Below are 13,409 nucleotides of genomic sequence, written 5' to 3'. Positions count from 1 at the left end.
CCCGCCGTTCCGCCTACTGTCCGAGCGACTTGAGCGCGGCGCGCACGTCGTTCGCGTACTGGCCGTTGGGCTCCAACGAGAGATAGCGCTTGTAGGCGTCGATTGCCTTCTTGTCCTGCTGGACCATCTGCCGGCCCATGCCGAGGCACAGCCAGGCGTGGGCGTTGTTCGGCTGGTCCTTCAGCGCGTCTTCCAGCAGCTTGACGGCCTCGCGGTAGCTCGAGTCGCTGCGCACCAGGGAGATGCCCAGGCCCGCCTTCGCCTCGTCCGAGTCCGGCTTGAGGTTGAGCGCCTTGCGGTACACGAAGGCCGCCGTCTTGTAGCGCCCGCCCGACATGAGCTTCTTCGCCCGGCGCGTCAGCTCGGCGTACTGGGCCTCGGGGCTGAGCTGCTGCGCCTCGGGCTGCTCCGGCTCGTCGTCCTTGCCGTCATCCCCGGCGGGCGGCGTGCCATTCGCGGCCACGGCCGGCGGCTCGGTGGCCTTGGGAGGAGTCCCCGCGTCGGGCACGGCCGTCTGGGCCGCGGTGGCGGGCTGCTCCGGCGTCTCCGGCTTCGTCTCGGGCGGCTTCGTCTCCGGAGCCTTCGCCTCGGGGGCCTTGTTCTCGGGCTCCGGGGCCTTCACCTGCTCGGTGGGCGCGGACTTCGGCTCCGGCACGGGCGTGGGCTTGTCCGAGCCACCCGACTGGGTGAACACCACCACCGCGGCGGCCATGGCGATCGCCACGACGCCTCCGACGATGAGGCCAGTCCGGTTCGGCTTCGGCTGCTGCGCGCTCTGCACTCCGGCCGCCGGCCCCTTGGACTGCGTGGGGCGGGGAGTCGACACCGGCCGCGGCTTGGGCTCCTCCGCGGGCTTGCTGGCCTGCGGCGTGGGCTCCGGCTTGGGCTCGGGCTTGGACGCGGCGGGCTCGGAGGACGCGGCGGGCGCGGGCGCACCATGGCCCGGGTACGGCGGCAGCGCGAGCTGCTGGGGCTTCTCGGCCGGCTTCTCCACCGGCTTTTCCACTGGCGTCTCCGCGGGCTTCTCGACAGCGGCGGGCTTCGAACCCGACACCAGCGTCACCTCCTCGGCCGGAGTCGCGGGCTCCGGAGGAGGCACCGGCGGCACCGGATTCGGGGCCACGGCGGCCCCTCCAAAGATGGGGCCACGCGAGGCCGACGTATCCACCACCGGAGCCGGAGGTACGGCCGGCGACGGGGACACGGGCGTGGAGGCCGGTGCGCTGGGAGTCGTCGAGGCACGGGGCGCCGGAGACCAGCCCGGACCCCAACCCCCTGCCCCCGCCGAGCCGATGCCATCCACGTCCACCCGGCTCCAGTCGAGCAGCAGGCTGCGCCGCTCCAGCTCCTTGGCGCGGTGGGCCGGCGCCGGCTCCACGAGGAACGACGAGCCCTCGGCCGAACGCGGAGGCGCGATGATGTCCGTCTCGGGAACGTTCGCCTGGCGCTTCCTCGACTCGAAGACGACGACGTTGGCGAGCTGCGGCTGCCGGTCCTCGTCGGACGGGGCCGCGGCCTGCGCGGGCGCCAGCGGCTCCGGCTCGACCACGGACTCCAGGGGCAGCTCCACGGCCAGCTCCACCGGAGCCACCTCGGGCTGCACGGGCTGCGCCACCACCTGAGCCACCTCGGGCACGGGCGCGAGCGCCACCGCGGGAACGACCGGCTCCGGAGCGGGCTCGGCCGGGGCGCTCGGCGCCGGCGCGTTGTGCAGCCACTCCTCGATGCCGGGCTTGCCGCTCTGCACGGGCTCCTGCGAGACACTGCCCAGCTCGCGGATCAGGCCCTCGAAGTACAGCTTGCTGATGATGCCCAGCGCCGCCAGGTCATCGAAGTCCGAGTCCTCCACCACCCGGCTCAGGCTCCGCTTGCCGTCGAACAGGCGCAGCAGCCCGTTGACCTCGTCCGGAATCTCCGAGAGCCGGTCCGCGAGCTGGTGGTAGTCGATCTCGAACACCGTCTCCAGCGGAGGCAGTTGCTCGAGCATGCGGCCCCACTCGTCCAGCCGGCGCATGCCCTCCATCAGCAGGCCCTGGGTGGAGACCTCGATGCGCTCGGGCCGGTCGAGCGCGGTGAACTGCACCTCGAACTCGCCCTCGGTGGCGTTGAGCAGCCGGTAGAAGGCGTTCTCGCCCTTGAGCCGCCCCATCTCCGCGTCGATGACTCGGCCTTCCTTGAAGTAGATGGTGGCGACGCGCTCGCCCTTGATGGAGATGTTGCCCGTCTTGCGGCCGATCTCGAACGTCTGGACCAGGTCCACCACGCCCATGTCGGCCAGGTTGCCGGCGAACCCGCCCTTGGTCGTCTCCCGCCGCTCGATCTTCTCCTTGTCCGCCTTCTGGAGGATCATCGTCACGCGGGTGACGATCTCTTTGATGTAGATGGGCTTGGTTAGGTAGTCGTCGCCCCCGAGCTCCAGCCCCTTCACCTTCGCCTCGACCGCCTTCTGGTTGGTGAGGAAGACGTAGGGGATGTGCTTGAAGCGCTCGTCCGACTTGAGCGTCTTGCACAGCTCGAAGCCGTCCATCTCCGGCATCTTCGTGTCGGCGAGCACGAGGTCCGGCGGGCTGATCTGCACCTTCTCGAGCGCGTCCTTGCCGTGGATAGCCGTGGTCACGGAGAAGCCGGCCTTCTTCAGGCTGACCTCCATCACACGGAGACTCTTCGGGTCACCATCGACCAGGAGCAGGTGCTGCTTGGCCACGTTCGAATGCCTTTCGCTGCGCGCGGAGAAGAGTGCGGATGATCACGCCCGCTCTCCAGGCGTGTCAATGGCGGAGGGGACAGGGTCCTCGTCTGGCGTCCGGGGAGCCGGGCACCCTTCCCGGGCCTACGGGACCCCTGCCCGGAGCCCGGCCAGGCGGGCGTGATTCCAGGGAAAGCCCGCTCCCCTAGCCGAACAACCCGCCCTTCTTGGTGGGAGGAGGTGGATTCTTCTTGCGCATCTCGATGAGGCGCAGCTCCTGGTTAGCCTCGAGGTGCTTGGGGTTGGCGCGTACCGCCTCGCGGAAGTGACGCTCGGCACGGGCCACGTCGTTTTCGACCCGTGCGATCACCCCGAGCTGGTAGTGGGCCCGGTCACAGTTGGGGTCCAGCTTGAGCGCCTCGGCCATCATCTGCTTCGTCTTGGGGATGTCCGCCTTGCGCTGCGGGTCCATGTAGATGGCCCACGCCCGGGCGGCCAGGTACACCGCCTTGGGATCGGCGTTGTAGGCGCGCTCGAAGTGCTCGGCCGCGGCCACGAAGTCCCGCTTGCGGAAGAAGACCTCGCCCATCTTGAAGAGATCATTCGGGTCGATTCCCGAGGGCCTGGCGCTCGCCTGCGCCGCGCTCTTGGTGCGCAGCTCCTGGAGGTAGGCCACGCGTTGCGTGTCGTTGTAGAGGACCTCGTAGGAGTCGCGGATGGCCTCGAAGACGGCGGTCATCTTGGGCGCGAAGCTCGGAGAGCGCCTGGGGCAGGCGATCCGGGTGGAAGCGCTTGGCGAGCCCGAGGAACGCGGCCTTCACCTGCTCCTTCTTCACCTCCGGGTCGATGGGGAGACCCAGCATGGAGAAGTGGTCGCGCTTCGCCTGCACGTCCTCGTAGCGCTTCTCGATGAGCTCGGCGAGCTGGGCGAGTTGCTGCTCCTCGGAGCTGACGGGGGCGGGCGCACCCGGAGCCGACGCGGGAGCATCCGGGGCCGGAGCGGGACGGGAACCGAGCTCCATGGCCCGCTGGAGCAGGGCCTGACGGCGGGCCTTCGCGGCCTCGTCGGAGGGCTCATCCGCCAGATCATCCTCACCGAGGGGCAGGTCGTCCCACGCGTCGGGCGTGTTGGACCTGGCCGTGGCCGGAGGAGGCGCGGGCGCCGGGGCAGCGGGCGTGAGGACGGGCGGGACCGGGGCAGCCGCCTGCTGGGGGACGTCCGGGCGGACGAGAGACTCCAGGTGGGCATCCACCTGCTGGAACGCGGCCTCGAAGGAGGCGTTGATGTCGCCAGGGACCTCGCCGGAGGGGGCGTTGTCGAAGGCGATACGCCAGAGGTCATCGTCCCCCGTGGGACGGGCTGCGTCCGGCCCCAGCCGGAGTGGCTGCATGGGAGCGGCGGCAGGCGCCGGAGCGGGAGCCGCGGCGGGGGCGGGCGCGGCAGGCGCGGGCGCGGACGCACCGGCGCGCACGGCGGGCGAACGGAGGCCCGGGGGAACGGGAGCCGCTGGAGCCGGTGCACTGGAAGCAGGTGCCGGTCCCCGGGCGGCGGGAGCCTGCGCGCTGGCGGCGGGTGAACGGAGGCCCGGGGGAACGGGGGCCGGCGCGCTGGCGGCGGGTGAACGGAGGCCCGGAGGAACAGCGGCCCGAGGAGGCGCGGCGGGCGGCGGGCGCGCGGCCATGGGAGGTGCCGCGGGGGCCGGAGCCACGGGAACGGGCGCGGCACGGACAGGCGCCGCTGGAGCAGGTGCCACCGGGGCAGGCACGACGGGTGCCGGCGGCTCGGGAGCCACGAGGTCGCCCCAGTCCAGATCGGCGCTCATCTCGCCCACCGGGACCTGGGGCGAGGAGGCCACGGACGCGGGAGCCACCGGCGCGGGGGCTGGAGCGGGCTCGTCGATGAGCCACGGCTCGGGAGGAGTGGGCCCCGCCCGCCGCATGGCCTCCTGCATGTCCTGCATCAGCGCGGCGTCGGCCTGCTCACGCGCGAGGCGGATACCGTCCGTGTCCTCCTGCGCAGGCAGTTCCGCGGTGCTCTCGGCGGGGACCGCGTCGAACCAGACCTCGGAGGTGGGCGCGACCTCGGAAATCGAGGCCTCGGACTGAGTGCCGGTCCGCATGCCCGCCGCCACAGGAGCAGCGGCTGCTCCCGCGAGATAGCTGACTCCAGGAGGACGCGCGGGCATCACGGGCTCGCTCGGCGAACCGGTGAGGATCAGTTCTCCATCCTGCAGCTCGGCCGCCTCGGCGAAGAAGGCCACGTCCGATAGCTGGGAAACCTCCCCCATGCGCCGCTGCTGCGGCTCGGCAAGGCGCTGCTGCTCGGCGAGACGTGCGGCCTCTGCGAGGCGAGCCTCTTCGGCGAGCCGGGCCTCTTCGGCGAGCCGGGCCTCTTCGGCGAGACGAGCCTCTTCGGCGAGACGAGCCTCTTCGGCGAGACGAGCCTCTTCGGCCAACCGGGCTTCTTCAGCTAGTCGAACTTCCTCTACGCGGCGAGCCTCTTCCTCGGCACGACGGGCCTCTTCGGCAAGGCGTGCCTCTTCCGCCAGCCGTGCCTCTTCCGCGAGACGGGCCTCTTCCTCTGCCCGGCGGCGAGCCTCTTCGGCAAGGCGAGCCTCTTCGGCAAGGCGAGCCTCTTCGGCAAGGCGAGCCTCTTCGGCAAGGCGAGCCTCTTCGGCGAGTCGTCGCTCCTCAGCAAGGCGAGCTTCTTCGGCCAGTCTGGCCTCTTCCGCGAGGCGAGCCTCCTCCGCGCGACGTGCCTCTTCAGCCAGTCGGGCCTCTTCGGCCAGTCGGGCCTCTTCGGCCAGCCGGGCCTCTTCCGCCAAACGAGCTTCTTCGGCGAGTCTGGCCTCTTCTGCGTGACGTGCCTCTTCCGCCAGCCGGGCCTCTTCCGCCAGCCGTCGCTCCTCAGCGAGACGAGCCTCTTCGGCCAGCCGAGCCTCTTCCGCGAGTCTGGCCTCTTCTGCGCGACGAGCCTCTTCGGCGAGCCGAGCCTTTTCGACTTGCCGTGCCTCTTCTTCCGAGCGGCGCCGGGCTTCTTCTGCCTGACGAGCCTCTTCCGCGAGACGAGCCTCTTCGGCCAGCCGTCGCTCCTCAGCGAGGCGGGCTTCTTCCGCCTGACGAGCCTCTTCCGCGAGACGAGCCTCTTCGGCCAGCCGTCGCCCCTCGGCAAGGCGAGCTTCTTCCGCCTGACGCCGCGCCTCTTCAGCTAGACGTGCTTCCTCGGCAAGACGCGCCTCTTCTTCCGCTCGGCGGCGGGCTTCCTCGACCAGCCGGGCCTCTTCGGCCAGCCGGGCCTCTTCCGCGCGACGTGCCTCCTCCGCCAGACGAGCTTCTTCGGCGAGGCGAGCCTCTTCGGCCAGCCGGGCCTCTTCCGCGCGACGTGCCTCCTCCGCCAGACGAGCTTCCTCGGCGAGGCGAGCCTCTTCGGCCAGCCGGGCCTCTTCCGCGCGACGTGCCTCCTCCGCCAGACGAGCTTCCTCGGCGAGACGCGCCTCTTCTTGCGCCCGAAGGCGGGCTTCCTCGGCGAGTCTGGCCTCTTCAGCCAGCCGTGCCTCCTCGGCGAGTCTGGCCTCTTCAGCCAGCCGCCGCTCCTCAGCAAGGCGAGCCTCTTCCGCCAGACGGGCTTCTTCCGCCAGCCGTGCCTCTTCTGCGCGCCGCGCCTCTTCCGCCAGACGAGCTTCCTGGGCGAGACGAGCCTCTTCTTCCGCTCGAAGGCGGGCTTCCTCGGCGAGTCTGGCCTCTTCAGCGAGACGAGCCTCTTCGGCCAGCCGTCGCTCCTCGGCAAGGCGAGCTTCTTCCGCCTGACGCCGCGCCTCTTCAGCTAGACGTGCTTCCTCAGCAAGACGCGCCTCTTCTTCCGCTCGGCGGCGGGCTTCCTCGACCAGCCGTGCCTCCTCGGCGAGCCGTGCCTCCTCGGCCAGCCGAGCCTCTTCCGCGAGGCGAGCCTCTTCCGCGCGCCGTGCCTCTTCTTCCGCCCGAAGCCGAGCCTCTTCCGCGAGGCGAGCCTCTTCCGCGAGCCGCGCCTCTTCCGCGAGCCGCGCCTCTTCCGCGAGCCGCGCCTCTTCCGCGAGCCGCGCCTCTTCCGCGAGCCGCGCCTCTTCCGCGAGCCGCGCCTCTTCCGCGCGCCGTGCCTCCTCCGCGAGGCGGGCCTCCTCGGCCAGTCGCGCCTCTTCGGCGAGGCGAGCCTCTTCGGCCAGTCGCGCCTCTTCTTCCGCCCGAAGCCGAGCCTCTTCGGCGAGGCGAGCCTCTTCCGCGCGCCGTGCCTCCTCGGCCAGCCGCGCCTCTTCGGCGAGCCGTGCCTCCTCGGCCAGCCGAGCCTCCTCGGCCAGCCGCGCCTCTTCGGCGAGCCGCGCCTCTTCGGCGAGCCGCGCCTCTTCCGCGCGACGAGCCTCCTCGGCCAATCGCCGGGCTTCCTCTTCCGCGCGCCGCCGGGCCTCCTCTTCGCGCCGGGCCTCCTCCTCTCGCCGGGCCTGTTCGCGAGCCTCCCAGGCCGCGATGGACAGCGACTCGACGAAGCCCTCGCGCTCGAGGACGTGGAGCAGCACCTCCTGAGCGGGCTTCAGCGCGTCCAACCGCTGGAAGTCCGCCAGCTTCAGCAGGAGGGCCATCTCCTCCGCGCTGGCCACCCACGGGGCACACGCGCCCGGGTCCTCGCAGCGGTACATGCGGGGCTCCGGGGCCTCGGCTCCCGCGGGCTCCAGGGCGGCGCGCACCACGCGCGTCCCCGGAATGGGGCGGAACATCGCCTCCACCCCACCCTCCTCGAAGGCGGCGCGCTCGGCCAACTGGCTCAACCGCCGCACCTCGGCGAGCACCTGCTGCTCCGCCACCGCGTCCGGCGCCAGCCCGAGCTCCTCCAGCAGCTCCTCGTCCGGCGCGCCCGCGCTCTCGCGGGCCCACAGCGCATCCAGCAGCTCCGCGCGGATGCGGCCGGCCTGCATCAGCGCCTGCACCGGCGTCTGGAATCCAAAGCCCAACCGCGTCCCCACCAGGTCACCCCCCTGGAGGAACAGCAGCGCTTCACGCCCACCGGCGTGCAGCGTGAGCCGGCCGGTGGAGCGGGACTTGTGGGCGGAGTACAGCGTCTCGGCGACCTGCGAGGGGGGCATGCGGCCCCCAGTGTAGTCCTTCCGCCCCTCCCCTCAACTCGGCGTGCCTGCCCGCCCGCCCGCCGCGCCGAATTCCACCTGCCGCAGGGCCTCGTAGGCGGCGATTCCCACCGCGGTGGACAGGTTGAGGCTGCGGCGCTCGGGCAGCATGGGGATGGTGACGGCCGTGCCCGAGCCTCCCCCGACGATGTCCGGGGGCAGCCCCTGCGTCTCCGAGCCGAAAACCAGGTGGTCTCCCTCCTCGAAGCGGGCGGCGTACAGGGATGTAGCGGCGCGGGCGGAGAACAGGAAGCGCCTGGCCGAGGGCCACTCGGCCAGGTAGGCGTCGTAGTCCGGGTAGAGCTTCAGGAAGACCTTGTCCCAGTAGTCCAGCCCGGCCCGCTTGAGGTGCCGGTCGTCGATGGAGAAGCCCAGGGGCTCCACGAGGATGAGGCGGCAGCCGGTGACGGCGCACAACCGGGCGATGTTGCCGGTGTTGGGGGGAATCTGCGGGGAGACGAGGACGAGGTGGAAGGGGCGCGCCAGGGGCTGGAGCATTGGGGTAGAAGGCGCTTCATGCGCCTGAAGGTGAACAATGTGACACGGCAGCGGCTGTTGGCGGACCGCGCCGAGCGGGCCGAGTCCTTCGCGGACCGGTTCGTGGGATTGATGGGCCGGCGGTCGCTGGCCTTCGGGGAGGGGCTGCACATCGAGCCCTGCAACTCCATTCATACCTTCTTCATGCGCATCGCCATCGACGTGGCCTTCCTCGACCGGGACGGGGTCATCGTCAAGCAGTTCCTGGCCCTGCCTCCCTGGCGGGCGACCTCGGTGTACTTCCAGGCGAAGTCGGTGCTGGAGCTGCCGGCGGGGACCCTCCAGGCGAGCGGCACCCAGGAAGGCGACCGGCTCGTCTTCGAGCCGGTGGTTTGAACCCCGAATGGGAGTGAAGAGGGCAACCTTCCGGGCTGCCGGGGTTTTGACCCTCTTCGCCGCGCTTTGTTAACCTGCCCCCCCGTCCACGGCCCCCTCCTGGACATGTTGGAGACTCCGCGAGCATGCGCATCGAGGTTGCTGGCTACACCCACGTCGGGATGAAGCGGAACCACAATGAGGACAACTACCTCATTCTGACCGACGAGAACCTGTGCTGTGTCGCCGATGGGATGGGCGGACACTCTTCCGGTGAAATCGCCTCGAAGATCGCCGTGGAGGAGCTGGCCGAGTTCTTCCGGATGACGTCGCGCGACGAGGACGCCACCTGGCCCTTCAAGATGGACAAGGGGCGCAACTACGACGAGAACCGGCTGGCCACCGGCATCAAGCTGGCGAACAAGAGCATCTTCGACAAGGCCAGCGCGGACCAGAAGTACAAGGGCATGGGGACGACGATCGTCTCGGTGCACTTCACCCACGCCGCGGCGTACGTGGGGCACGTGGGCGACAGCCGCGTGTACTACTTCCGCCAGGGCGTGCTGCGGCAGGTCACCGAGGACCACTCGCTGCTCAACGACTACCTCAAGGCGAAGAAGCTCTCGCCGGAGGAGATCGAGAACTTCCCGCACAAGAACGTCATCGTCCGCGCGCTGGGGATGAAGGAGACGGTGGCGGTGGACGTGGCGAAGGTGGAGGCGCAGCAGGGCGACATCTTCCTGCTGTGCTCGGACGGGCTGTCCGGCATGGTGACGGATCCGCAGATCCAGGAGCTGCTCACGCGCACGTCGGAGCTGGAGAAGGCGTGCTCGCAGCTCATCGACATGGCGAACGCGGCGGGCGGCAACGACAACGTCACCTGCGTGCTGGCGCGCTTCCACGCCAACTGAGTCTCACGGGGTGAGCGGCGCGGGCACCCGGTGTGCCCCCCAGGCCATCACCTCGGTCAGCTCCTCGCCGGGGGCCACCTCGGTCCCCTCCAGGATGGCGCAGCGCTCGAGCCGGGCTCCCGCGCCCACGCGGGCCTGCGCGCCCACGGACACCGAGGCGCCCACGCGCACCCCCTCCGCCAGTGAGCAGCCCGCATCCAGGTGCGCCGGGCCCGTCACCTGGGCCCCACCCACGCGGGCGGACGGATGCGCCCAGTAATTCCCCTGCGCCCGAGGCGCCGAGGCGAAGGGTGAATCCGTGCCCAGGCCCTCCAGGGGCACCTGTCCGGAGAGCACATCGCGCACGGTGGACAGGTAGCGCGAGGGCGTCCCCAGATCCGACCAGTACGAGCGCACCACCTCGCCGCGCACGGTGAGGCCCGCCTCCATCATCCGCACGTAGACGTCGCGGTTGATGTCCTCGGGGCCCTCGGGCGTCATGAAGTCGAAGACGCGCGAGGACATGACGTGCACGCCCGTGAAGTGCCAGGGCGAGAGCCCCTCGCCTCCGGGCCCGAACCTGGCGATGCGGCGCACGCGGCGCTCCGCATCCATCTCCACCGCGGCGTACTTCTCGCTCTCGGGCATGGGCAGCAACACCATGGTGGCCGCCGCGCCCGAGGCCCGGTGCGCCGCCACCACGGGGCGCAGGTCCACCGGGAAGAGGATGTCGCCGTTGAAGACGATGAAGTCATCCCCCGCGAGGAAGTCGCGCAGGCCCCGGATGCCGCCGCCGGTGCCTTGAATGACGGGCTCGTGCACCACGTGCAGGGGCAGGCCCACGCGGGCGCACTCGGCGCGGGCGGTGGCCGCCATGACGTCCGGCAGGTGGTGGGTGTTGATGCCCACCCCCTGCACTCCGGCGGCCCGCAGCACCGCCAGGTGGTAGCGGAAGAGCGGCTGCCCGAGGAACGGCATCGCCGGCTTGGGCCAGCGCTCGGTGAACGGACGCAGGCGCGTACCCAGCCCCGCGCAGAGGACCATTGCCTTCATGTGCCGCCCCTCCCCTTCCTGTCAGCCCACCTCGGGCACGTACTTCGCAATCAGCTTCCGCAGCCCGCTCAGCTCCGGCCGCAGCTCGAACGCATCGCGCACGTAGCGCAGCGAAGCCGGGATGGACACCAGGAAGCCCGGGTTGCCCTTCACGCGGTTGATGAACTCGAAGCGGCCCGCGTCCTTCAGCTTGCGCTGGATGGTGAGCAGATCGAAGAAGGCCTTGAAGGACTTCGGCTCGATGCGCTCGCCCGTCACCTCGGCGAAGGTGGCGATGTAGCGGTCGAGCATCGTGTCCACGAAGCCCCGGTCCAGTTCCACGTAGCTGTCGCGCAGCAGGGCCACCAGGTCGTACTGGCGCGGGCCCTGGAGGGCGTCCTGGAAGTCGATGACCACCAGCTCGCCGTCCTTCATCATGATGTTGCGGCTCTGGTAGTCGCGGTGGGTGAAGCCCCGGGGCGCGGCGGCGAGCTGCTTCGCGATGTCGCGGAAGGTGCGGTCCAGCTCGGCGCGCTCGGCCTCGGTGGGCTTCTTGCCGCTCCACACCTCGAGGCCCCACTCGCGGAAGTGGTGGAGCTCCCAGTCGTAGAGGTCCTCGTCGAAGGCGCGGGTGAAGGCGAGGCAGTCCGGGTCGGGCAGCCGCTCGGCCTGGGCGCGCATGCGGGCCAACAGGTCCACCGCGCGGGTGTAGAGGGCCTGGTTGTTCTTGCCGCCCTCGAGCGCCGCCTCGAAGGTGACGTCGCTCAGGTCCTCCAGCACCATCATCCCCGCCGGCTCGTCGAAGCGGAGGATGCGCGGCACGCGGATGCCCAGCTTCTCCAGGTAGCGGTGGACGTTGACGAAGGGCAGCTCCTTGGGCGGCTCGCCCTTGGAAGCCTCCTCGCTCTTCTTCGAGGCATCCAGGGGCATCACCATGACCACCCAGCTCTCGGGAGCGGTCCCGACGCGGTAGTACGAGCGGTTGCTCGCATCACCCTTGAGCTTCTTGATGGGGGCCTGGGACACGGGGCGGCCGAGGGCCTTCCCTACCTGGTCGCGCAGCGCGGCCTCGATTTCCATAAGTAGACGCTTCTCCTGGGGTGGTCCGTGAAAGAAGGCGCGGGAGTATGGGAGTGCCGAGCAGCCGGGTCAAAGCTCCTGTGCGGAGTCATTTCACGAGCGGTCGTATGCCCGACAGGAGGAACCCGGGGCCCGAGTGGCCGCCTGCTGTCCGGAGCCCCGCTTCGCCGCACCGTGTCGGAAAGCGCGAGGGGCACGGAGGTGTTCCCCTGAAGAGGGGGGCGGGCAGCCGGACGAGGTCGACCGGCATCACCGGGGCAGTTATAAGGGCGCCGGTTTCTCCTTCCCCCAAGAGAGCTTCAGATGGAAATCCACGACAACATCCTCTCCGCGATCGGCCACACGCCCCTGGTGAAGCTCAACCGGCTGGTAGGGCCCAACGACGCGACCGTGCTGGTCAAGTGCGAGTTCATGAACCCGGGCGCGTCCATCAAGGACCGCATGGCCCTCTACATCATCGAGAAGGCCGAGAAGGAGGGGAAGCTCAAGCCGGGCGGCACCATCGTGGAGAACACGAGCGGCAACACGGGCATGGGCGTGGCGCTGGCGGCGGCGGTGAAGGGCTACAAGTGCATCTTCACGATGCCGGACAAGATGTCGCTGGAGAAGATCAACCGCCTGAAGGCGATGGGCGCGCAGGTGGTGGTGACGCCGACGAACGTGCCGGCGGAGGATCCTCGGAGCTACTACGAGACGGCCAAGCGGCTGCACCGGGAGACCCCGGGCGCGTTCATGCTCAACCAGTACCACAACCCGGACAACATCGAGGCCCACTACAAGGTGACGGGTCCGGAGATCTACGAGCAGACGGACGGGAAGATCGACTACTTCGTGTCGGGTCTGGGCACGGGCGGCACGATGAGCGGCGCGGGCAAGTTCCTGAAGGAGAAGATTCCGGGCCTGAAGAACGTGGGCGTGGACCCGGAGGGCTCGGTGTACGAGGGCTACTTCAAGACGGGGAAGCTGACCGAGCCGCACGTGTACAAGGTCGAGGGCATCGGCGAGGACATGCTGTGCGGTGCCATGGACTTCAAGGTGGTGGACGACATCCGGCAGGTGGATGACCGCCAGAGCTTCGTGGCGGCGCGGCGGCTGGCGCGCGAGGAGGGCATCTTCGCGGGAGGCTCGGCGGGCGCGGCGGTGCACGTGGCGGTGCAGCTCGCGAAGGAAGTGGGCAAGGGCAAGACGATCGTCGTCGTCCTGCCGGACACCGGCATGAGCTACGTCAGCAAGTTCCACTCGGACGAGTGGATGCGCGACAACGGCTTCGCGGAGGAGAAGGGCGCGGGCACGGTGCGCGATCTGCTGAATGGCAAGCGCGCGGTGATCACGGCGCGCAAGGGCCAGCGGGTGGACCAGGTGGTGGAGGCGATGCGCCAGCACGGCATCAGCCAGATGCCGGTGATGAGCGAGGACGGGCGCGCGGTGGGGATGATCCACGAGTACGACCTGCTCAACGCGCTGGTGGCGAGCAAGGCGAAGTTCGCGGACACGATCGACAGCATCGTGGCGCCGCTGCAGGGCGTGGTGTCGCCGGAGACGAGCCTCAACCGGCTGCGCGAGGTCTTCAATCAGGACAAGGTGGCGGTGGTGAAGGAGGGCGAGAAGATCCTCGCCATCGTGACGAAGATCGACCTGATCGAGTACATGCACCGCACGGCGGCGTGACCACCCGCTGAACACAGCGCCCAACTCCCCTCTCCCCCCGGGAGAGGGACG

The 13,409-nt window shown here is 70.1% G+C and carries 9 protein-coding genes; 3 read left to right on the top strand and 6 right to left on the bottom strand.

Annotated elements, in window-relative coordinates; genetic code table 11:
- Nucleotides 1–13: 13 nt before the first annotated feature.
- The 4 genes from ACN28I_RS42730 to ACN28I_RS42715 all read right to left on the bottom strand — a co-directional run bounded on the left by ACN28I_RS42730 (nucleotide 14) and on the right by ACN28I_RS42715 (nucleotide 8,334).
- The gene (locus ACN28I_RS42730) at nucleotides 14–2,704 is read right to left on the bottom strand and encodes a response regulator (protein ID WP_420947627.1); all 2,691 of its coding nucleotides are present in this window, start codon (nucleotides 2,702–2,704) and stop codon (nucleotides 14–16) included.
- 187 nt (nucleotides 2,705–2,891) lie between these two features.
- Nucleotides 2,892–3,113 (bottom strand): tetratricopeptide repeat protein, encoded by a 222-nt coding sequence (locus ACN28I_RS42725; protein ID WP_420948824.1) that lies wholly within the window; start codon nucleotides 3,111–3,113, stop codon nucleotides 2,892–2,894.
- A gap of 172 nt (nucleotides 3,114–3,285) precedes the next feature.
- Nucleotides 3,286–7,797: a J domain-containing protein gene (locus ACN28I_RS42720; protein WP_420947626.1), complete on the bottom strand. Its 4,512-nt coding sequence runs from the start codon at nucleotides 7,795–7,797 to the stop codon at nucleotides 3,286–3,288.
- A gap of 33 nt (nucleotides 7,798–7,830) precedes the next feature.
- Nucleotides 7,831–8,334, bottom strand: coding sequence for a tRNA (cytidine(34)-2'-O)-methyltransferase (locus ACN28I_RS42715; protein ID WP_420947625.1), 504 nt, complete (start codon nucleotides 8,332–8,334; stop codon nucleotides 7,831–7,833).
- Between the two features lie 18 nt (nucleotides 8,335–8,352).
- Between ACN28I_RS42715 and ACN28I_RS42710 the strand changes: the two genes are divergently transcribed.
- Together ACN28I_RS42710 and ACN28I_RS42705 are read left to right on the top strand one after the other, a co-directional pair.
- The gene (locus ACN28I_RS42710) at nucleotides 8,353–8,709 is read left to right on the top strand and encodes a DUF192 domain-containing protein (protein WP_420947624.1); all 357 of its coding nucleotides are present in this window, start codon (nucleotides 8,353–8,355) and stop codon (nucleotides 8,707–8,709) included.
- A 125-nt stretch (nucleotides 8,710–8,834) separates the two neighbouring features.
- Nucleotides 8,835–9,599: a Stp1/IreP family PP2C-type Ser/Thr phosphatase gene (locus tag ACN28I_RS42705; RefSeq protein WP_420947623.1), complete on the top strand. Its 765-nt coding sequence runs from the start codon at nucleotides 8,835–8,837 to the stop codon at nucleotides 9,597–9,599.
- 3 nt (nucleotides 9,600–9,602) lie between these two features.
- On the opposite strand, the gene ACN28I_RS42700 is transcribed toward ACN28I_RS42705, so the two are convergent.
- Nucleotides 9,603–10,631 (bottom strand): sugar phosphate nucleotidyltransferase, encoded by a 1,029-nt coding sequence (locus ACN28I_RS42700; protein WP_420947622.1) that lies wholly within the window; start codon nucleotides 10,629–10,631, stop codon nucleotides 9,603–9,605.
- A 21-nt stretch (nucleotides 10,632–10,652) separates the two neighbouring features.
- A complete protein-coding gene (locus ACN28I_RS42695) occupies nucleotides 10,653–11,690 on the bottom strand; it encodes an aminoglycoside phosphotransferase family protein (protein ID WP_420947621.1) in 1,038 nt (345 codons plus the stop codon).
- Nucleotides 11,691–11,993: 303 nt separating this feature from the next.
- On the opposite strand from ACN28I_RS42695, the gene ACN28I_RS42690 reads away from it, so the two are divergent.
- Nucleotides 11,994–13,358: a pyridoxal-phosphate dependent enzyme gene (locus ACN28I_RS42690; RefSeq protein ID WP_420947620.1), complete on the top strand. Its 1,365-nt coding sequence runs from the start codon at nucleotides 11,994–11,996 to the stop codon at nucleotides 13,356–13,358.
- The last annotated feature ends 51 nt before the right edge of the window (nucleotides 13,359–13,409 follow it).

The organism is Archangium gephyra, from assembly GCF_049060025.1.
Classification (GTDB): domain Bacteria; phylum Myxococcota; class Myxococcia; order Myxococcales; family Myxococcaceae; genus Archangium; species Archangium gephyra_A.
Note: the sequence above shows the minus strand (reverse complement) of the source record. Positions and strands in the feature narration are given on the sequence as shown.

What these genes read in the sequence shown, in the direction of transcription:
- ACN28I_RS42710 (WP_420947624.1), top strand. Translation starts at nt 8,353, where the DNA reads ATGCGCCTGAAGGTGAACAATGTGACACGGCAGCGGCTGTTGGCGGAC.
- ACN28I_RS42695 (WP_420947621.1), bottom strand. Translation starts at nt 11,690, where the DNA reads ATGGAAATCGAGGCCGCGCTGCGCGACCAGGTAGGGAAGGCCCTCGGC.
- ACN28I_RS42725 (WP_420948824.1), bottom strand. Translation starts at nt 3,113, where the DNA reads ATGGCCGAGGCGCTCAAGCTGGACCCCAACTGTGACCGGGCCCACTAC.
- ACN28I_RS42700 (WP_420947622.1), bottom strand. Translation starts at nt 10,631, where the DNA reads ATGAAGGCAATGGTCCTCTGCGCGGGGCTGGGTACGCGCCTGCGTCCG.
- ACN28I_RS42715 (WP_420947625.1), bottom strand. Translation starts at nt 8,334, where the DNA reads ATGCTCCAGCCCCTGGCGCGCCCCTTCCACCTCGTCCTCGTCTCCCCG.
- ACN28I_RS42690 (WP_420947620.1), top strand. Translation starts at nt 11,994, where the DNA reads ATGGAAATCCACGACAACATCCTCTCCGCGATCGGCCACACGCCCCTG.
- ACN28I_RS42720 (WP_420947626.1), bottom strand. Translation starts at nt 7,797, where the DNA reads ATGCCCCCCTCGCAGGTCGCCGAGACGCTGTACTCCGCCCACAAGTCC.
- ACN28I_RS42705 (WP_420947623.1), top strand. Translation starts at nt 8,835, where the DNA reads ATGCGCATCGAGGTTGCTGGCTACACCCACGTCGGGATGAAGCGGAAC.